General features: G+C 68.1%; 18 protein-coding genes. 9 read left to right on the top strand and 9 right to left on the bottom strand.

What is annotated here, in order from left to right:
- Positions 1-60 precede the first annotated feature (60 nt).
- The 3 genes from A5699_RS12370 to A5699_RS12360 all read right to left on the bottom strand — a co-directional run bounded on the left by A5699_RS12370 (position 61) and on the right by A5699_RS12360 (position 3,420).
- Positions 61-996, bottom strand: a complete 936-nt coding sequence (locus A5699_RS12370) for a hypothetical protein (protein WP_067769627.1) — start codon at positions 994-996, stop codon at positions 61-63.
- 76 nt (positions 997-1,072) lie between these two features.
- The gene (locus tag A5699_RS12365) at positions 1,073-2,239 is read right to left on the bottom strand and encodes a M20 family metallopeptidase (RefSeq protein ID WP_067769625.1); all 1,167 of its coding nucleotides are present in this window, start codon (positions 2,237-2,239) and stop codon (positions 1,073-1,075) included.
- Positions 2,236-3,420, bottom strand: a complete 1,185-nt coding sequence (locus A5699_RS12360; protein WP_067769623.1) for a M20 family metallopeptidase — start codon at positions 3,418-3,420, stop codon at positions 2,236-2,238. Before A5699_RS12360 ends, A5699_RS12365 begins: the two co-directional genes overlap by 4 nt.
- A gap of 44 nt (positions 3,421-3,464) precedes the next feature.
- Between A5699_RS12360 and A5699_RS12355 the strand changes: the two genes are divergently transcribed.
- Positions 3,465-4,274, top strand: coding sequence for a purine-nucleoside phosphorylase (locus tag A5699_RS12355; protein ID WP_369806694.1), 810 nt, complete (start codon positions 3,465-3,467; stop codon positions 4,272-4,274).
- Here A5699_RS12355 and A5699_RS12350 read toward each other — a convergent pair.
- Complete coding sequence (locus A5699_RS12350) at positions 4,267-5,358, bottom strand: AbrB family transcriptional regulator (RefSeq protein WP_067769666.1); 1,092 nt, start codon at positions 5,356-5,358, stop codon at positions 4,267-4,269. The two genes, A5699_RS12355 and A5699_RS12350, sit on opposite strands and share 8 nt — an antisense overlap.
- 108 nt (positions 5,359-5,466) lie before the next feature.
- On the opposite strand from A5699_RS12350, the gene A5699_RS12345 reads away from it, so the two are divergent.
- Positions 5,467-5,913 (top strand): MarR family winged helix-turn-helix transcriptional regulator, encoded by a 447-nt coding sequence (locus A5699_RS12345; RefSeq protein ID WP_067769619.1) that lies wholly within the window; start codon positions 5,467-5,469, stop codon positions 5,911-5,913.
- Positions 5,910-7,526: a phospho-sugar mutase gene (locus tag A5699_RS12340; protein WP_067769617.1), complete on the top strand. Its 1,617-nt coding sequence runs from the start codon at positions 5,910-5,912 to the stop codon at positions 7,524-7,526. Before A5699_RS12345 ends, A5699_RS12340 begins: the two co-directional genes overlap by 4 nt.
- Positions 7,527-7,532: 6 nt before the next feature.
- Here the strand turns inward: A5699_RS12340 and upp are convergent, their stop codons facing one another.
- On the bottom strand, positions 7,533-8,156 hold the full coding sequence (upp, locus tag A5699_RS12335) for a uracil phosphoribosyltransferase (protein ID WP_067769615.1): 624 nt from the start codon (positions 8,154-8,156) through the stop codon (positions 7,533-7,535).
- 136 nt (positions 8,157-8,292) lie between these two features.
- Here upp and A5699_RS12330 point away from each other — a divergent pair, with 136 nt between their 5' ends.
- From A5699_RS12330 to A5699_RS12310, 5 genes are all read left to right on the top strand, one after another.
- Positions 8,293-8,901, top strand: a complete 609-nt coding sequence (locus tag A5699_RS12330; protein ID WP_082957679.1) for a sigma-70 family RNA polymerase sigma factor — start codon at positions 8,293-8,295, stop codon at positions 8,899-8,901.
- 18 nt (positions 8,902-8,919) lie between these two features.
- Positions 8,920-9,657: an SDR family NAD(P)-dependent oxidoreductase gene (locus A5699_RS12325; protein ID WP_067769612.1), complete on the top strand. Its 738-nt coding sequence runs from the start codon at positions 8,920-8,922 to the stop codon at positions 9,655-9,657.
- A 63-nt stretch (positions 9,658-9,720) separates the two neighbouring features.
- Complete coding sequence (locus A5699_RS12320; protein WP_231965695.1) at positions 9,721-10,026, top strand: hypothetical protein; 306 nt, start codon at positions 9,721-9,723, stop codon at positions 10,024-10,026.
- A 2-nt stretch (positions 10,027-10,028) separates the two neighbouring features.
- A complete protein-coding gene (locus A5699_RS12315) occupies positions 10,029-11,078 on the top strand; it encodes a C40 family peptidase (protein WP_067769610.1) in 1,050 nt (349 codons plus the stop codon).
- Positions 11,079-11,123: 45 nt separating this feature from the next.
- Positions 11,124-12,401: a primosomal protein gene (locus A5699_RS12310; RefSeq protein ID WP_067769606.1), complete on the top strand. Its 1,278-nt coding sequence runs from the start codon at positions 11,124-11,126 to the stop codon at positions 12,399-12,401.
- 3 nt (positions 12,402-12,404) lie between these two features.
- Here the strand turns inward: A5699_RS12310 and A5699_RS12305 are convergent, their stop codons facing one another.
- The 4 genes from A5699_RS12305 to A5699_RS28470 all read right to left on the bottom strand — a co-directional run bounded on the left by A5699_RS12305 (position 12,405) and on the right by A5699_RS28470 (position 16,944).
- Entirely contained in the window at positions 12,405-13,721 is a 1,317-nt protein-coding gene (locus A5699_RS12305) for a PQQ-binding-like beta-propeller repeat protein (RefSeq protein ID WP_231965698.1), read from the bottom strand.
- A gap of 358 nt (positions 13,722-14,079) precedes the next feature.
- Positions 14,080-15,168 (bottom strand): adenosine deaminase, encoded by a 1,089-nt coding sequence (locus A5699_RS12300; RefSeq protein WP_067769603.1) that lies wholly within the window; start codon positions 15,166-15,168, stop codon positions 14,080-14,082.
- 39 nt (positions 15,169-15,207) lie between these two features.
- The gene (locus A5699_RS12295; protein ID WP_082957678.1) at positions 15,208-16,497 is read right to left on the bottom strand and encodes a thymidine phosphorylase; all 1,290 of its coding nucleotides are present in this window, start codon (positions 16,495-16,497) and stop codon (positions 15,208-15,210) included.
- 48 nt (positions 16,498-16,545) lie between these two features.
- Positions 16,546-16,944 carry a cytidine deaminase gene (locus tag A5699_RS28470; RefSeq protein WP_076239935.1) on the bottom strand — a complete coding sequence of 133 codons (399 nt, stop codon included), beginning with the start codon at positions 16,942-16,944 and terminating at the stop codon, positions 16,546-16,548.
- Positions 16,945-17,157: 213 nt separating this feature from the next.
- On the opposite strand from A5699_RS28470, the gene sdhC reads away from it, so the two are divergent.
- Positions 17,158-17,574, top strand: coding sequence for a succinate dehydrogenase, cytochrome b556 subunit (gene sdhC / locus A5699_RS12285; RefSeq protein ID WP_076239954.1), 417 nt, complete (start codon positions 17,158-17,160; stop codon positions 17,572-17,574).
- Positions 17,575-17,610 lie beyond the last annotated feature (36 nt).

Raw genomic sequence — 17,610 nt, 5'->3', positions numbered from 1 at the left:
GCCGCGCGAGCGTGATTCAAGCGGGGTCGACGTAAGGCGCGGATCTGAGCACTGGCGAGATCAGGCCAAGATGTCCGCGCGTTCGGCTCGCAGCAGGGTCAACTCGTGGTTGGCCGCCTGCGCGCGCTGATCGAGTTGCCTGAGGATCTGCTTGACGCCCGTAATGGCCTGATCGACTTTCCCCTGTGCCTCGATGATCCGGTCGCGCACCATGAAATCGGTGAAGAAATTGTCGAACCACACGTCGAAAACGCTGGTCATGGAGCGGAGTTCGACGAGTCGCACGCCCTCCATATGGACGTCGGCCAGCTCGACGGTGAACTGCTTGAGATGGGTGTCGGCAGAACGCATCGACCATGACACGCTGTCGAGCCTGCCCTCCTTGACGAGGCTGGCGATCATGCCGCCGTCGAACCAGGTGTCATATGCCGACCATGACCGTGCGCTGTCGAGCTGTTCAGCGGCGGTGCGCAGATCCGTCAACGCCAGTCGGCCGGCCGAGGTGGCCTCCGCCATCTCGTTGAGCTCAGCCGTCAATTCTCCACGGCGACCAGCGATTTCAAGGAGCCTGGTCGATCCGGGACGATGGTTGTCCTGAAGCCAGCGTTCCTTGGCGCTCAGCGCCTGCTCCAATGCGAGAGCCACGTCGCCGAGTGCCGCGAGGCGGACGGTCAGATGCTCGACGAGGCGCTCGTCGGCCTCGGCACGCGCCCGCTGGGTCAGGTACTCGTACTCCGCGGCCTGGTGTTCGGCGGTCTCACGCGCCAGGTCGTCGTGGTGCGAACCTTTGAGGTGGGCCCAGATCTTGGTCAGCGAAAACGATTCCAGCTTGTGGACGTCGCGCGCCTCGGCGCCCAGGCGGCCGCCCGCTTCACCGGCGCGCGCAGCCGACTCCTCGGCATGCGTCCGCGCCGCGGCCAGTTGGCGTTTGAGCGACTCGGACTCCCGTATCGCCGCCGTCGCCGAAGCCAGTTGATCGTCAGGCGCAGCTGTCATGTCGACAGCCTAGGAGCGCTCATGCGGCGTGTCTGGAGGCAAACACGCACGCTCGCGGGGCAGAGGGGGCCGAAAGTTACCCAGAGGCGGCGACGATGTTGACCATCGTGCGCACGCCCACGCCGAGCGCGCGCTCGTCGATGTCGAAGGTGGGCTGATGCAGATCGAGCTGTGGCCCTTGACCGCTCCACACCCCGAGACGGCCCATGGCACCGGGAACGTCTTCGAGGTACCAGGAGAAGTCCTCCCCGCCGCCGGACTGATGGGTGTCGGCGAGGACGTCGGGGCCGACGGCCTCGATCGCGTGGGTGAGGATGCGCGTGGACACCTCTTCGTTGACCACCGGGGGCACCCCGCGCCGGTAGTTGAGGCTGTGGGAGATGTTGAGCGGGGCCAGCAGCGACGTAACTGTTTCTTCCACAATGGATTCCAGCGTGAGCCAGGTGTCGCGACTGGCGGTGCGAATGGTTCCGGCCAGGGTGCCGATCTGCGGGATGGCGTTGGCGGCCACGCCCGCATTGACCGCGCCCCACACCATCACGGTGTCGTGGCGCGGGTCGATGCGACGCGACAGCACGCCGGGCAACCCGGTGATCAGCGTGCCCAGCCCGTAGACCAGGTCACCGGTCAGATGCGGCCGGGAGGTGTGCCCGCCAGGTGAGTGCAGGGTGATCTCGATGGAATCGGCCGCCGAGGTGATGGGGCCGGGCTTGGTGGCCACCTTCCCCACCGCCAGCCGCGGATCGCAGTGCAGGGCGAAGATTCGGCTCACCCCGTTGAGCACACCGGCATTGATCGCGTCGATCGCGCCGCCGGGCATCAGCTCCTCCGCCGCCTGGAACAGCAGGCGCACCCCCACCGGCAACTCGGGGACCGACGACAGGGCCATCGCCGCGCCGAGCAGTACCGCGGTGTGGGCGTCATGCCCGCAGGCATGTGCGACGTTGGGCACCGTCGAGGCGTACGACGCGCCGGTCCGGTCGGCCATCGGCAAGGCGTCCATGTCGGCCCGCAGGGCGATGCGTGGCCCATCCTCCGGCCCGAAGTCACACGTCAACCCGGTACCGCCGGGCAGCACTTTGGGATTCAGCCCCGCGTCCGCGAGGTGGTTGGCGACGAACTCGGTGGTGGCGAACTCTTGGCGGCCCAACTCCGGATGTGCGTGCAGGTGCCGGCGCCACGACACCATCTCGTCGTAATGGGCCGACAACCAGCGGGCAGCGGCGTGCTGCAACACACTCATGACGCCCGCCTCACCCGCTGGGCCTCCAGCACCCGGTCGCGCTGCGCCGGTGTCTCGGCCAGCGCAACCACGGTGCGCGCCAACATGATCGCGCCTTCCACCACAGCCTGGTCGGCGCTCGGGCCGGCCGCTGCCGCGGTGAACGCCGGCTGGTGGATCGCCGCCCCGCCCGAGTCGATACCGATCACCGGATGGATTCCGGGCATCACCTGACTGATGTTGCCCATGTCGGTACTGCCCAGCGGCACACTTGCCTCCACGTTCTCCGGTAACGGGCTTCGGCCCAACCGCACCATCTCGGCCCGGATGGTCTCGGAAAGCCATGGGTCGGGCACCATTTCGGCGTAGGCCGGTCCGATCTCGGTGACCCGGTGTTGGCAACCCGTGGCCAGCGCCCCGGCCGAAAAGCACCCGGCCATCCGCTCTTCCAACTCGCGCAGCGCCGGCATGGCGGTGGCCCGCATGGTGTAGCGCATCTCGGCGCGCCCCGGAATGACGTTGGCGGCCTGCCCGCCGTGGGTGACGATGCCGTGCACCATCTGCCCGGGCATGAGCTGTTGACGTAACAAGCCGATGGCCACCTGCGCGACGGTGACCGCGTCCCCGGCATTGACCCCCAGATACGGCGCCACGGCCGCGTGCGACTCCCGGCCGACGTAATCGACGGTCACCTCCGACAGCGCCAGCGAACGGGCGGCGGCGATGTCCACCGGACCGGGATGCAGCATCACCGTCGCGGCGATGTCGTCGAACACTCCGGCGTTGAGCAGCAACACTTTTCCGCCGCCGAGCTCCTCGGCCGGAGTACCGACCAGCACCACGGTCAGGCCGAGGTCGTCGGCCACGTCGGCCAGCGCCAGCGCGGTACCGACAGCCGAGGCCGCGATGATGTTGTGCCCACAGGCGTGGCCGATCTCGGGCAGGGCGTCGTACTCGGCGCAGACGCCGATCACCAGCTCGCCGCTGCCGTACGACGCGCGGAACGCGGTGTCCAACTCACCGGCACCCGCGGTGATCTCGAAGCCGTACTCGGCCGCCAGCGCCTGGGTCTTGGCGCAGCTGCGGTGCTCGGCAAACGCCAGCTCGGGCTCGGCGTGGATCGAATGAGAGAGCTCGATGAGGTCGCCACGACGCCGGTTGATGGCGTCTTCGACGCTCAGCGAGGCGGTGGCGGACGGCATCCTCGCAGTATCTCACTGCTCGTTTCCGACGGTTAAGCTCGCCTATCGTGACCGATCTCCAGGCCTCAGCGCTGTCATCTGCCGAAGCCATCGCCGAACGCACCGGAGTTCGCCACCACGATGTCGCCGTCGTGCTCGGCTCGGGTTGGGCGCCCGCGGTCGCCGAGCTCGGAGATCCCGTCGCCACGGTGCCGATGGCCGACATCCCCGGACTCGTCCCGCCCAGCGCGGTCGGGCACCGCGGTCAGATCCACTCCACCCGCATCGGCACTCACCGGGTGCTGGTGCTGGCCGGCCGGATCCACGCCTACGAGGGTCATGACCTGGACCATGTCGTGCACCCGATCCGCACCGCGGCGGCCACGGGTGTGTCCACCGTGGTGCTCACCAACGCCGCCGGCGGCCTGCGGTCCGAGTACGAGGTCGGCCAGCCCGTGCTGATCAGCGACCACCTCAACCTCACGGCCCGGTCTCCGCTGGTGGGCGCGCAGTTCGTCGACCTGGTCGACGCCTACTCCCCCCGGCTGCGTGCACTGGCCCGCGGGATCGAACCGGCCCTGACCGAGGGCGTCTACGCCGGGTTGCCCGGCCCGCACTACGAGACCCCGGCCGAGATCCGGATGCTGCGCACCCTGGGTGCCGACCTGGTGGGCATGTCCACGGTGCTCGAAACCATCGCGGCTCGGGCGGCCGGCCTGGAGGTACTGGGTGTGTCGATGGTGACGAATCTGGCCGCGGGGATGACGGGTGCGCCGCTCAGCCATGCCGAGGTGCTCGAGGCCGGGCGGCAGTCGGCGACCCGGATGGGTGCGCTGCTGCGTTCGGTGATCGAGCGGATCCGGCCGCTCACCTGACCGCAGCGACCGGTTCCTCGATCGGCCGGCCGTGTCGACGGCCCAGCCGGGCCATGCCGCGTGCCATCAGTGGCGCCGCGAACAGCATCAGAAGTACCCGCAGCACCTGCGCGGTGATGATGAAGGTGACGTTGGACCCGGTTTCCACCGCGGTGGCCAGCACCGCGTAGACGCCGCCCGGGCTGGTCGCCAGATAGCCCTCGAGCTGCGTCATGCCGGTGACGTTGGCCAGCAGTACGCCGAGCCCGGCGGTGGCCATACCGAGCACCAGGATCAAGGTCAAGGCCAGCGGCAGGATACGGCCGATGGCGCGCAGCGATTCTCGGGTGAAGGCGATGCCGGCCTGCCAGCCGATCATCATGTAGGCCGCCTGCACCAGCAGCGACGGGACGGTGAGTCCGAAGGACAGGCCACTGAGTTCCAACGCCACCGTCAACGCCAACGGGCCCAGTAGCCCGGCACCGGGAAGCCTGGCCAACCGGCCGAGCACCACGCCGACCCCGACGATAACGACCAGCATGAGGAGGCTGAGATACCAAGGGGCCGAATCGGTTTCAGCGGCTACCGGCGCAGGGTGGGAACGGTCGGCGCGGAAGATCAGGGTCACCACGAGCGGAATGGTCGCGGTGACGAGCGCCACCCGCAGGTACTGGACGACGGAGACGACGCGATCGTCGCCGCCAAGTTCGCGCGCGATGGCCACCAGACCCGACGCACCACCGGCCACCAGGGCCAGCGACCCGGTCAGTGGGCTGACGTCACGGTGCAATCCCAGCAAGCCGCCGGCCACGACGCTCAGCACCAAGGTCGCCACGGTGACCGCCGCCACGATCAGCCAGTCCGAACCCATGGCGTCGACGGCATCCTGATGCACCATCGTGCCGATGTAGACGCCGAGTACGCCTTGGGCGATCGCCCCGGCCGGGCGAGGCATCCGCTTGGGGGCGAATGTGGCCAGGGCCCGCGCGATGCCGACCGCGAGACCGGCGAACAACGCCGCCGACGGAACGCCGACGAGGTTCAACGGGACGGTGACGGCGGCAGTCGCGACAACCAGCAGCACCCACCGCAGCGTCCGAGTCATCCGTGCGTCCACCTCCCGCTCACATAATAAGTAATCCCTTGGCATTAGTCACCGCGGAAGGCGATCAACATGCATCTACCGTGATAGCTACCAAGGTATAACTTGATTATGTCTGCGACGTCGGCAACGGAACTCCGCGAGTCGATCATGGCGGTGGCCCGCCAGATGCGGCGTCATCGCCCCGATCACGGGCTGACCTTGAGCCAGTTGGAACTGCTCGGCGAGGCCGGTCGCAGCGGCACCACCACTCCCGCCGAGATGGGCGCCCGCCTGCACGTGCGCGTCCAGTCCCTGACTGACAGCATCAACGAGCTCGTCCGTCGCGGACTGATCGCCCGCCGCCCCGACGACGCCGACCGCCGCCGCCAACTGATCGAGATCACGGACGAGGGCACCGCACTTTTACAGGCCGACCGGGCCGAACGAGACGCCTGGCTGCACGCCACCATGCGGGAGAACCTGACCGATCTGGAAGTCGACCTGTTGATGCTGGTGGCGCCGGTCCTGCGCAAGCTTGCTTACTCCGACGCCAGTGCGGGCACACTTGGCACATGACCTCCATCGCGACTGCCTCCGCCGATTGGATCGCCCACGACCCCGATCCGCAGACCGCGGCCGAACTGGCCGCCTGCAGTCCCGACGAGCTCGACCGCCGGTTCAGCCGGCCGCTGACGTTCGGCACCGCCGGGCTGCGCGGGCCCCTGCGCGGCGGGCCGGACGCGATGAACCTGGCCGTGGTCATGCGAGCCACGTGGGCCGTCGCGCAGGTACTCAAGGACCGAGGGTCCGGCGGCACGCATGTGGTGGTGGGTCGCGACGCGCGGCACAAATCCGACGAATTCGCCCTGGCCGCTGCCGAAGTGCTGGCCGGGGAAGGTTTCGACGTGCTGCTGATGCTGGCCGCAGTCCCGACACCGGTCATCGCCTACGCCGTCCGGCACCTGCCGACCGCGGCGGGCATCCAGATCACCGCCTCACACAATCCGCCGACGGACAACGGCTACAAGGTGTTTCTGGGCGGTGGCATGCAGATCATCTCCCCCGTCGACCGCGAGATCGAGGCGGCGATGGCCCGGGCGCCACATGCCGACGAGATCCCCCGGGTGCCGGTGGAAGTCGGCGGCCTGCGCCAGATCCACGGTTACGTCGAGCGGGCCGCGCGGGTGCGCCGCAGCGCGGGGTCGGTGCGGGTGGCGCTGACGCCGCTGCACGGTGTCGGCGGCGAATACGCGCTGGATGCCATGGCCCTGGCCGGATTCGACGACGTCCACGTCGTCGAGGAACAGTTCGCGCCCGATCCGGACTTCCCCACCGTCGGCTTCCCCAACCCCGAGGAACCCGGTGCGGTGGACGCACTGCTGGCGCTGGCCGACGACATCGACGCCGAGATCGCCATCGCGCTGGATCCCGACGCCGACCGATGCGCCGTCGGTGTCCCGGGTCCGGAGGGCTGGCGCATGCTCACTGGTGACGAAACCGGTTGGCTGCTGGGCGATTACATCTTGTCTCAGCTGGAGCCCGGCCCGGTCAGCGAGGCCGCCCTGGTGGCCAGCACCGTGGTGTCCTCCCGGATGCTGGCCGCGATCGCCGAGGCGCACGGCGCCCAACACGCCGAAACCCTCACTGGCTTCAAGTGGTTGGCCCGTGCGCAGAGTCCCGGCAACACCTTGGTGTACGCCTATGAAGAGGCGATCGGCCATTGTGTGGACCCCGCCGCGGTGCGCGACAAGGACGGGATCAGCGCGGCCATCCTGGCCGCCGACCTGGTTGCGGCGCTGCGTGATCAGGGCCGCACCATGCTCGATGCGCTCGACGATCTGGCCAAGAAGCACGGCGTGCACGTCACCGGCGCGGTGACCCGCCACGTCGACGACGCCGACGCCGCCATGGCCCGGTTGCGCTCGGACCCGCCGACCGAGCTGGCCGGTTTCGCCGTCGCCGTCGAGGATCTGCAGCTACGGCCCGGACAGCTCTGCACCGATGCGCTGATCTTCACCGGGGACGAGGCGGGTACGTCGGTGCGGGTGGTGGTGCGGCCCTCCGGAACCGAGCCGAAACTCAAGTCCTACACCGAGGTTCGGTGTGCCCCGACCGACGATGTGCGCACCGCGCGGGCGCACGCCGAGAAGCTGAGTCAGGCCCTGGCCGACGCGGCGGTGCGCTGGTAGGCAGCCTCAGCGCGGACCGAACTGACGATCCCCGGCGTCACCCAGGCCCGGGACGATGTAGGCGGCGTCGTTGAGCCCCTCGTCGATGGACGCCGTGATCAACCGGATCTCGGGCGCCGCTTCCTTGAGGGTGTCGATCCCCCGTGGCGCACACACCACGCACACCGCGGTGATGTCGACGGCGTTGCGCTCGCGCAGCAGGCCGATGGTGTGGGCCATCGAGCCGCCGGTGGCCAGCATCGGGTCGAGCACGAACACCGATCGGGCACTCAGGTCGTCGGGCAGCGAGGCCAGATACGGCGTCGGCTGATGCGTCGTCTCGTCGCGGGCCATCCCGACGAACCCGACCTGCGCCTCGGGGATCAGGGCGTGTGCCTGATCGACCATGCCCAGACCGGCCCGCAACACCGGGACCAGTAGCGGCGGGTTGGCCAGCCGGAACCCGGTCGTTTCGGTCACCGGGGTTCGTACCGAGATTGCCTCGGAGGCAGCATCGCGGGTGGCCTCGTACACGAGCATCATGGTCAGGTCGCGCAGTGCCGACCGGAACCCGGCGTTGTCGGTGCGCTCATCCCGCAGGGTGGTCAGCCGGGCGGCGGCCAGAGGGTGGTCGACGACGCGTACATCCATGCGCCGACCTTAACGGGGTCCCTGCCCGCAGTGGCCCACGGACCACGGACCACGGGTTTTCAAGGGTCCGCTACGGGGTTGGCCCGGACAGTCTGAGATGGCGTCAATCCTGCCCCCTCGACTCTGGAGAACTGACATGGCGAAAGTCGTAGACATCGGACCGACCGGCTCGCCCACGGACCCCACCGTCGAGGAGTCCGTCGCACAACTGGCCGACAGGTTCGCTCGTGAGGCCATGCCGTTTCAACCCGTCCTGTTGCGCACCGCGCGACGGCTCACCCTCACCCAGGCCGACGCCGAAGACCTGGTGCAGGACACACTGATGAACGCCTACGCCGGCTTTCACCGGTTCGAGCCGGGCACCAACGTGCGGGCATGGCTGTTCCGGATCATGCACAACCGCTGGATCAGCACGCACCGGATGAAGCAACGCCGGCCGGACACGTTCACCGTCGGCGATATCACCGACAGCGACATGTGGACCAACAGTAGCCACGGCAGAGCCGCAGAGCGTTCCGCCGAAGATCACGCTCTTGACCTGTTCTGCGACAACCGGATCCGTGACGCGGTGCTGACGCTGCCCGAGGGCTTTCGCACGGTGCTGTACTACGCCGACATCGAAGGTTTCACCTACGCCGAGACCGCGGCCCGGATGGAAATCCCGCTGGGAACGGTGATGTCACGGATATCGCGCAGCCGAGAACGACTGCGCGCCACGCTGGCCGACACCCAATGTGTCGCCTGAGAACAACGAGAGGACACCATGGAATCGGGATCGACCGAACTCAAGGGGTACACCGCGCTGATCACCGGCGGGACTGCCGGCATCGGCCTGGCATGCGCCGACCTGCTGGCCGGTGCCGGCGCAACTGTGATCATCACCGGCCGAGACGAGAAGCGAGGACGTGACGCCGCGGTCGCGCTGGGCGGTGACGTCGACTTCGTCCGCGCCGACCTCGCCGACCTGGAATCGGTGAAATCACTTTCACAACAATGTGATCAGACCGACATCCTGGTAAACAACGCGGCCGCGTTCCCGGGCGCGCTCACCGTCGAGCAGGGCATCGACTCCTTCGAGCAGACCTTCGACACCAATGTGCGCGGCACCTATTTCCTCGTCGCCCAGCTGGTGGGCGGCATGCTCGACCGTGGCCGCGGCAGCATCGTCAACGTCACCTCGATGGTCGCCTCCAAAGGCGTGCCCGGAGCATCCGCCTACAGCGCCTCCAAGGCCGCGGTGGAATCGCTGACCCGCACCTGGGCCGCGGAATTCGGGGCCGGCGGGGTGCGGGTCAACAGCGTGGCCCCGGGACCGACCCGCACCGAAGGTGTGGCGGCGCAATGGGGCGACACCAATGAGGAGTTGGGTCGTGCCCTGCCACTGGGCCGCACCGCCACGCCCGAGGAGATCGCCCACGCGGTGTTGTTCCTGAGCTCTCCGCGCGCGGCCTTCATCACCGGTTCGACGCTGCACGTCGACGGCGGCGGCACGGCCATCTGAACCCGACACTCAGCCCGACGCGATTCAAGGGAACCGAACGGCGTCGGCGGGCGTCCTAACCACATGCCCGCCGACACCCTGCGCGCCGACCTGGCGGCCATCCGCGCACTTGGCGCCGCCCTTGCCGCGCACGCCGCCGACCTGAACACCGTGGCCGCCGCCCTGCGGTCGATGCCGTCACCGGCCGATGCTCTCGGCCCTGTCGCTGAACGATTCGTCATCGCGTTCACCGAGGCGGTGACCGAACACAGTGCCGCAGTTGCGGCGCTCGGAACCCACACCGGCTCCGGTGCGCTGCACGCCGAGGGCACCGTCAACGTCTTCCACGCCGCCGGTGAGCGGGCCGCCGAGCTGTTGCCGCAGGTGTAGCGGTGCCCATCACCCTGGCCGCACCGCTGTACGAGCTGCGTGATCTCGTCGGGTCCGGCCACCACGTCCCCGCGGTGACGGCCCTGGACGGCGCGCACACCACGCTGTCGGACATCGCCGTCGCGCTGCGGCATTCCTGGGAACGGGCCGGGGACTGGTCCGGAACCGCCGCCACCGCCGCCGCGGAGTTCACCGCGGGTGCCGCGGCTCAGGCGAGCAGCCTGGCCGAGCGGGCACGGGTGCTGAGCGCCTCGGCCCGGCACGCAGGCACCGCAGTGGCCGACGCGGGTGCGCGGCTGCAGGCCATCATCGACCGCTTCGAGCAACGCGCCGCGGCATTGGCGCCGCACCTCGCAGAGCCGGGGGTGGCCGAAGAACTCGAGGCCGAGGCACAGCGGGCGATCAGCGAGGCGTCAGCCGTCATCGAGGAACTCCGCGCCGAGCTGGATGTTCAGGCCGGCTCGCTCACCGGCGCCGTCACCGCCCCGGCTCCGGCCGGGTTCTCGGGTGGTACGGGGTTCTCGGGTGGCACGGGAAGTGCCGGCGGTGCGGGCCACGCGGGCGGTTTCACCCCGGCCTCGTTCAGCGGGGGTATGCCATCGGCTGCCGATCGACCCGAGGCCGCCGTCGGCCTACGCGACCCCGGCATGTTCGGTGACGGCGTCGCGGTACGCCTGCCCGACGGCAGTACCGCGGTGGCGCCCAATGCGGTGGCCGCCAGCGCCGTGCGACACGCCCTCACCCAGCTGGGCGTGCCCTACCGGTGGGGCGGCACCACACCGGGCGTCGGACTGGACTGCAGCGGCTTGACGCAATGGGCGTATCACGAAGCCGGACTGGACATTCCACGTTTGGCCCAGGAGCAGGACATCGGCAAGGCGGTGTCGGCCGGGTCGCTGCGCCCGGGTGATCTGGCGGTGTGGGACGGCCATGTCGCGATGATCGTGGGTGAGGGGACGATGATCGAGGCGGGCGATCCGGTGAAGCTGTCCCCGATCCGCACCACCAATGCCGGTCAGGGCTTCCAGGGCTTCTGGCGGCCCACGGCGTAGACCAACCTGACCGGGCGCGCAGGCCGTCCCATTAGGCTGTGCCGCATGGCTGCTGACATCGTGCCGGTCCGGCTCGGGCTGACCAAGGGCGACCTTTACACACTCTGGGCTCCGCGGTGGCGCGATGCCGGCGACGAGTGGGAGGCCTTCCTGGGCGAAGGCGACGCCCTCTATGGCTTCGAATCGGTCGCTGACCTGGTCGCATTCGTCCGCACCAACACCGACAACGATCTGGCCGACCACCCGGCATGGGACAAGCTGACCGCGGCCAACGCCCATCGGCTGCAACCGGCCGACGACCGTGAGTACGACATCGTCGGGCTCCCCGATCTCGTCGCCGACAAGCCGACGGAGGAGTCTGTCGCGACCCTGCACCGCACGCTGGTCGTGGTGTCCTCGATCGGCTCGGTCTGCGAGCTGGCGGCGATCAGCAAGTTCTTCAACGGCAACCCGGTGCTCGGCACGGTCGGCGGCGGGTTGGAGGGCTTCACCGGCCGCGCCGGTCGCAAGCGCTGGGCCGAGATCGAAGCCGTGATCGCCCGGGGCTGGGACGGTGTGCTCGATTCCATCGACGAGATCGTCACGGTGCCCGAGGATCTCGAGGCCGACGCCGTCAAGAAGGCCGAGGCCGAGCTGGAGGAGCCCGCTCCCGAAGAGGACGATGACGAGCTCACCGCCGAGACCGAAGACGCCGACGGTGAGGGTGACGGCGAGGACGAGGCGGTCGCCGGTGAGTCTGCCCGCAGCGCCGCCGATACCGCGGTCCTGGGCGACGACGAGGATTTCTGGGCGAAGGTCGGCATCGATCCGGTGCGGATCATGACCGGTTCGGGCACCGTCTACACCCTGCGCTGCTACCTCGACGACGAGCCGGTCTTCCTCGGCCGCAACGGCCGCATCAGCGTGTTCAGCTCCGAGCGTGCGCTGGCCCGGTACCTGGCCGACGAGCACGACCACGACCTGTCGGACCTGGCCACCTACGACGACATCCGGACTGCGGCGACCGACGGCTCGCTGCGGGTGGAGGTCTCCGACGAGAACGTCTACGTCCTGTCCGGCATCTCCGATGACATCGCCGACGGGCCCGACGCGGTCGACCACGACCAGTTGGAGCTGGCCGTCGAACTGCTGCGCGACGTCAGCGACTACTCCGAGGACAAGACCGTCGACGAGACGCTGGCCGACACCAAGGCCCTCGGCAAGTTCGTCGGCTATGTCCTGGGCAACGACGACGCCCGCAAACCTGAAGCGCCCTATGCCGAGGCCGTCGAGCAGTGGGACGCGCTGGAGCGCTTCGTGGAGTCGCGGCTGCGCCCGGAGTAGACCTCAGGACAACCGGGTGATTTTGCCGCGCCCATTTCCATAGAGCCCGGCTCCCACCCACGTGACGCTGCCGACGTCGTCACCCAGCTGCCACGATGGTTGGCCGGTTGCGGTGTCGTAGGCGATCGTAGGGCCACCGTCGTGGCGGCCGACGATCTGGTTGTTGTCGGCCGCGACCAGTTCATCGAGCTTCGCCTTCTCGATGAACGCGCCGGTTCCGTCTGTGCAGTCCCGCACGCGCACCCCGCCCGTGTCCGAACCCACCTCCCCGTACGCCACGATGCACAGATTGCCCACCCCCGCGAGCCTGACCGAAGGCTTCGGTGAGAGCGGCACCCGCTGTGACCACTTGAAATCGCCTGTCAGGGGCTCCACGGCCGCGATCTCTCCCTTGCCCTCGCTGTACACGATCGGCAGCGCAACCCCTGATGTTGCGTACTCCACCGAAGATGGGAACGAGGGAGTTGAATTCAGACTGGTGTCCGGCAGCCGATATCCGCGGTCCGCGGGAATGCGCCAGGCGAGCTTGCCGGTAAAGGAGTAGAAATCGATCTGCTGTTCGGGGAAACGGTCCGAGTTCTGGCGTCCCCTGCCGCGCACCGACACCACGATGCCTCGGCTGGTGGCGATGAGATCGTCGACCGCGCCGATCGAGAACAGATCGGCGCCGGACTTGGCGTCGTAGAACTTCGTGCTGGTGCCGCCCACTTCTTCTGCCACGACGCCTTGATCCAGGTAGACCGATGCCAATCCAGTTATCGGCTTCGTCCAGAGCTGTTGCCCAGCATCATCGAACACCGTGAGGTTTTTCTTGTTGGCGGCGAATGCGAGTAAGCCGGAACCGGCATAGACCTGAGCGACGCCGGTGTCAGCCGACATGGAGGCCTTCGTCGCGCCGGACCTCATATCGAGGAGCACCGCCTCCTTGCCGCCGCGGCAGAGGGCGGCCCCGCCCGACGTACCGACGACACAGTGCGCTGCCATGCCGAACGACGCGGGAAGAGGTTGCTGCCACAGCGGCGCACCGTTCTCGGCATCCAGCGCGATCATGGATTTCTTCAGATTGACGATGACGGTTTTCGAATCGCCGCCCATGACCGAGGAATACGCGCCGGAATCCGGTCCCGGCGGGTAGCTCCACAGGTTCTTGGTGGGCGCTGCACTCAAGGACAGCTTCGCCGCGGCGGGCGGACGCTCCACACCGGCGATCTCTGCCTTTCCAGCAGCTGCATCGGCCTCCGACAACCCTGAGTCAGAGCCCGACATCCAGTACACGATCGAGCCGACCAAGGCCAGTACGCCGATCACCGCGGCGATCACCAAGCCGATGGCCTTCGCGTTCCGGCGACGGTGCTCCGGGGGCTGCGGACTGAACTGAGGCGGGTATGCGCCGTATGCGGATTGCTGACCCCATCCCTGCGGAGGGAATCCCGGATGGTCGCCGAAGACCGGGGGCGCTCCGGGTTGTACCGAGGGTGAATCGAACGGCGACCCGCTCATCCCAGATGCCTGCTGACCATCGTTGTCGCCCCACGGCGAACTCCCCCACGGGTTCACGTGGGGAGTGTATTTGACAGGTCCTGCGATGAGCCGATGAGTTCAATGCTTCCCGCGTGCCAAACAGATCGGCCGACGTCGAAATTTCGACAAGGAGAATTTGCCCGTCGCGCCGTGACCCTCAGCCGACCAGCACCGCGTACCGAGGCTTGATCACCTCGTCGATCAATGCGAGCCGTTGGTCGAACGGGATGAAGGCCGATTTCATCGCGTTGATCGTGAACCGCTCCAGATCACTCCAGCCGTAGCCGAATGCCTCGACCAGACGCAGCATCTCCTGGCTCATCGTGGTGTCGCTCATCAGCCGGTTGTCGGTGTTGACCGTGACCCGGAACCGGAGTCGGGCCAGCCGGTCGAACGGGTGCTCGGCGATGCTGGGTGCCGCCCCGGTCTGCACGTTGCTGCTCGGACACATCTCCAGCGGGATGCGCTTGTCCCGCAGAAGCGAGGCCAGCCGGCCCAGGTGTTGGGTGCCGTCGTCGAGTTCGGTGATGTCGTCGACGATGCGCACGCCGTGGCCCAGCCGGTCGGCACCGCAGAACGCGATGGCCTCGTGGATCGATGGCAGACCGAACGCCTCGCCGGCGTGAATGGTGAAGCGCGCGTTGTTGCCCCGCATGTACTCGAAGGCATCCAGGTGCCGGGTGGGCGGGTAGCCGGCCTCGGCTCCGGCGATGTCGAATCCGACCACGCCCTTGTCGCGGAATCTGATTGCCAGCTCGGCGATCTCACGCGACCGGGCCGCGTGGCGCATCGCGGTGACCAGGCAACGCACGGTGATTGTGCGACCCGCGGCCGCGGCTGCCTTCTCCCCGTCGGCGAACCCGGCCAGGACCGCATCGACGACGTCGTCGAGCGACAGGCCGCGGTCGATGTGCAGCTCGGGGGCGAACCGGACCTCGGCGTACACCACGTTGTCGGCGGCCAGATCCTCCACGCACTCGTGGGCGACCCGGTGCAACGCCTCAGGGGTCTGCATGACGCCGACGGTGTGGGCGAACGGTTCCAGGTAGCGCTCCAGCGAGCCGCTGTGGGCGGCGGTGCGGAAGAACGTGGCCAGCTCGTCGACCTCGGTGGCGGGAAGCTCTTCGTACCCGAGCTCACCGGCCAGCTCCAGCACGGTGGCCGGACGCAGCCCACCGTCGAGGTGGTCGTGCAGCAGGGCCTTGGGCGCGTGCTGAATCTTGTCCAAGGTCAGCGGGGTGCTCATGCCCCCATCATCCCTCGGCACCGCAGCCGTGGGTGCCCGTCAGACGATTCGGTCGATGACCAGGGGCCGCTGCACCGGTGCCGAGTCGTCGACCGACCAGGCGCCGTCGAGCTCGGCGAGCGCGCCGGCCAGCCGCTCCGCGGTCTCGGTGTAGAGGGTGAACAGCGTCTCTCCGGCGGCCACGGGCTCCCCCGGCTTGCGGTGAATCCGCACCCCCGCGCCCAGCTGTACTGGCTCCCCCGGCTGCGCGCGACCCGCACCCAAGCGCCACGCCGCCATCGCCACGCCCATGGCCTCGATGTCACCCATGATGCCGCCGTGCGGGGCCGTCACGGTCTCGGTGGCCGTCCCGATCGGCAGCGGGCGGCTCAGCTCCCCGCCCTGGGCTGCCACCAGCGCCCGGAACCGATCCATCGCGGTGCCGTCACGCAGCGTCTGAGCCGGGTCGGCGCCGTCGACGCCGGCGGCGTCGAGCATCTCGGCCGCCAGCGTCAGCGTCAGCTCGACCACGTCGGCCGGGCCGCCGCCGGCCAGCACCTCCAGCGATTCGGCCACCTCCACGGAGTTACCGACGGCGCAGCCCAGCGGGCAGTTCATGTCGGTGAGCAGGGCCCGCGTCGGGACCCCGTCGGCATTCCCGAGGTCGACCATGATCCGCGCCAGCTCCCGGGCGTCGGCCTCGGTCTTCAGGAACGCACCCCGGCCGACTTTGACGTCGAGCACCAAGGACCGGGCACCCTCGGCGAGCTTCTTGCTCATCACCGAACTGGCGATCAGGGGCGTCGAGTCGACGGTGGACGTGATATCCCGCAGGGCATAGATCTTGCGATCGGCCGGAGCCAGCTCACCGGCGGCGAAGATCGCTCCGCCGATATCGGAAAGTTGCTGGCGGATACGGTCTTTGGACAGCTCCGCGGTGAACCCGGCGATCGATTCCAGCTTGTCGAGCGTGCCACCGGTATGCCCCAGCCCGCGGCCGGATGCCTGCGGAACGCTGCCCCCGCAAGCCATTACGACCGGCAGCAGCGGGATGGTGATCTTGTCGCCGACCCCGCCGGTGGAGTGTTTGTCGACGAGGGCGAGCGGCTTTCCCTCACGACGTAGATCGGTGAAATCGAACCGCTCCCCGGAAGAGACCATGGCGGCGGTCCAGCGGGTGGTCTCGGTCACCGTCATCCCGTTGAGGAAGATCGCCATCAACAGGGCCGACATCTGCTCGTCGGCCACCCGTCCGTGGGTGTAGCCGTCGATCACCCAGTCGATGGCGGCGTCGGACAGCACACCGCCGTCCCGTTTGGTCCGAATGACAGACGGCGCGTCGAAAGGCATGGCCGTCAACCTACTCGTCGGTAACCGGAGTTGTTGGACCACTTGGCCTTACCGACGTTCCAGATCCTGCGGGCCGAAGGCGTCGGGCAGCAGCTCGGCCAGTGGCCGCGGGCCACTGGGATGGTCGACGAGCATCCCCGGCCCGCCGTGTTCCAGCAACACCTGACGGCACCGTCCGCAGGGCATGAGCAGGGCGCCATCCGGGCCCACACACGACAACGCGACGAGCCTTCCACCCCCTTGCGAATGCAAGGCGCAGACCACAGCGCACTCGGCACAGAGACCTAGGCCATATGAGACATTCTCCACATTGCAACCGGCCACCACGCGACCATCGTCGACGAGAGCGGCGGCGCCCACCGGAAATCCGGAATACGGCGCGTAAGCCCGCCCGGAAACGTCAATTGCCTTGTCACGCAATAACTTCCAGTCGACATTCGCCGTCATACGGGCATCCCCCACATAGGTTCTGAATGCATTCCGAAACCCCCGTTCGCGGCTCTCGCATTAAGATAGGTAAGCCTAACTTTTGCCTGTTCAGTGGGCCGAACAGGTCAACCGTAATTCGTTCGCCACTACAAATGGGTTTAGAGTCGCCCCGAGGTTTGGGGCTAATCCTGAGCAGTCCCAGACGTCCCACCGATGGCGTTGGAGGGCCCGATGAGTACTCAGACGGAGGTACCGGCTCCGCAACCCAGGAAAGCACGACGGCGCACCCTTTATCGCGGTGATCCGGGAATGTGGTCCTGGGTGCTGCACCGTATTACCGGTGCCACGATCTTCTTCTTCCTGTTCGTACACGTCCTAGACACCGCGTTGGTCCGCGTCAGCCCGCAGGCCTACAACGAGGTCATCGAGACGTACAAGACCCCCATCGTCGGATTGATGGAGATGGGCCTGGTCGCCGCCGTGCTGTTCCACGCACTCAACGGCATCCGCGTCATCCTCATCGACTTCTGGCAGCAGGGTCCCCGCTACCAGCGGCAGATGCTCGCGGTCGCCGTCGGCGTCTTTGCCGTGGTTCTCATCGCCGCACTAGGAGTTCTCGGTATGCACATGGTGGAGCGGTTCCTGTGAGCGCGCCAGGAGCAGGTGAGTCGCGGCTCGGCCGCC

Origin of the sequence: Mycobacterium sp. E802 (genome assembly GCF_001666875.1) — a bacterium.
Classification (GTDB): Bacteria; Actinomycetota; Actinomycetes; order Mycobacteriales; family Mycobacteriaceae; genus Mycobacterium.
Note: the sequence above shows the minus strand (reverse complement) of the source record. Positions and strands in the feature narration are given on the sequence as shown.

Bases quoted from the DNA above. Each gene is read 5' to 3' on its own strand.
- sdhC (WP_076239954.1), top strand. From the start codon at position 17,158: ATGAGTACTCAGACGGAGGTACCGGCTCCGCAACCCAGGAAAGCACGA.
- A5699_RS12320 (WP_231965695.1), top strand. From the start codon at position 9,721: ATGCCCGCCGACACCCTGCGCGCCGACCTGGCGGCCATCCGCGCACTT.
- A5699_RS12295 (WP_082957678.1), bottom strand. From the start codon at position 16,497: ATGCCTTTCGACGCGCCGTCTGTCATTCGGACCAAACGGGACGGCGGT.
- upp (WP_067769615.1), bottom strand. From the start codon at position 8,156: ATGGATGTACGCGTCGTCGACCACCCTCTGGCCGCCGCCCGGCTGACC.
- A5699_RS28470 (WP_076239935.1), bottom strand. From the start codon at position 16,944: ATGACGGCGAATGTCGACTGGAAGTTATTGCGTGACAAGGCAATTGAC.
- A5699_RS12365 (WP_067769625.1), bottom strand. From the start codon at position 2,239: ATGAGTGTGTTGCAGCACGCCGCTGCCCGCTGGTTGTCGGCCCATTAC.
- A5699_RS12325 (WP_067769612.1), top strand. From the start codon at position 8,920: ATGGAATCGGGATCGACCGAACTCAAGGGGTACACCGCGCTGATCACC.
- A5699_RS12330 (WP_082957679.1), top strand. From the start codon at position 8,293: ATGGCGAAAGTCGTAGACATCGGACCGACCGGCTCGCCCACGGACCCC.
- A5699_RS12310 (WP_067769606.1), top strand. From the start codon at position 11,124: ATGGCTGCTGACATCGTGCCGGTCCGGCTCGGGCTGACCAAGGGCGAC.
- A5699_RS12360 (WP_067769623.1), bottom strand. From the start codon at position 3,420: ATGCCGTCCGCCACCGCCTCGCTGAGCGTCGAAGACGCCATCAACCGG.
- A5699_RS12340 (WP_067769617.1), top strand. From the start codon at position 5,910: ATGACCTCCATCGCGACTGCCTCCGCCGATTGGATCGCCCACGACCCC.
- A5699_RS12370 (WP_067769627.1), bottom strand. From the start codon at position 996: ATGACAGCTGCGCCTGACGATCAACTGGCTTCGGCGACGGCGGCGATA.
- A5699_RS12345 (WP_067769619.1), top strand. From the start codon at position 5,467: ATGTCTGCGACGTCGGCAACGGAACTCCGCGAGTCGATCATGGCGGTG.
- A5699_RS12350 (WP_067769666.1), bottom strand. From the start codon at position 5,358: ATGACTCGGACGCTGCGGTGGGTGCTGCTGGTTGTCGCGACTGCCGCC.
- A5699_RS12300 (WP_067769603.1), bottom strand. From the start codon at position 15,168: ATGAGCACCCCGCTGACCTTGGACAAGATTCAGCACGCGCCCAAGGCC.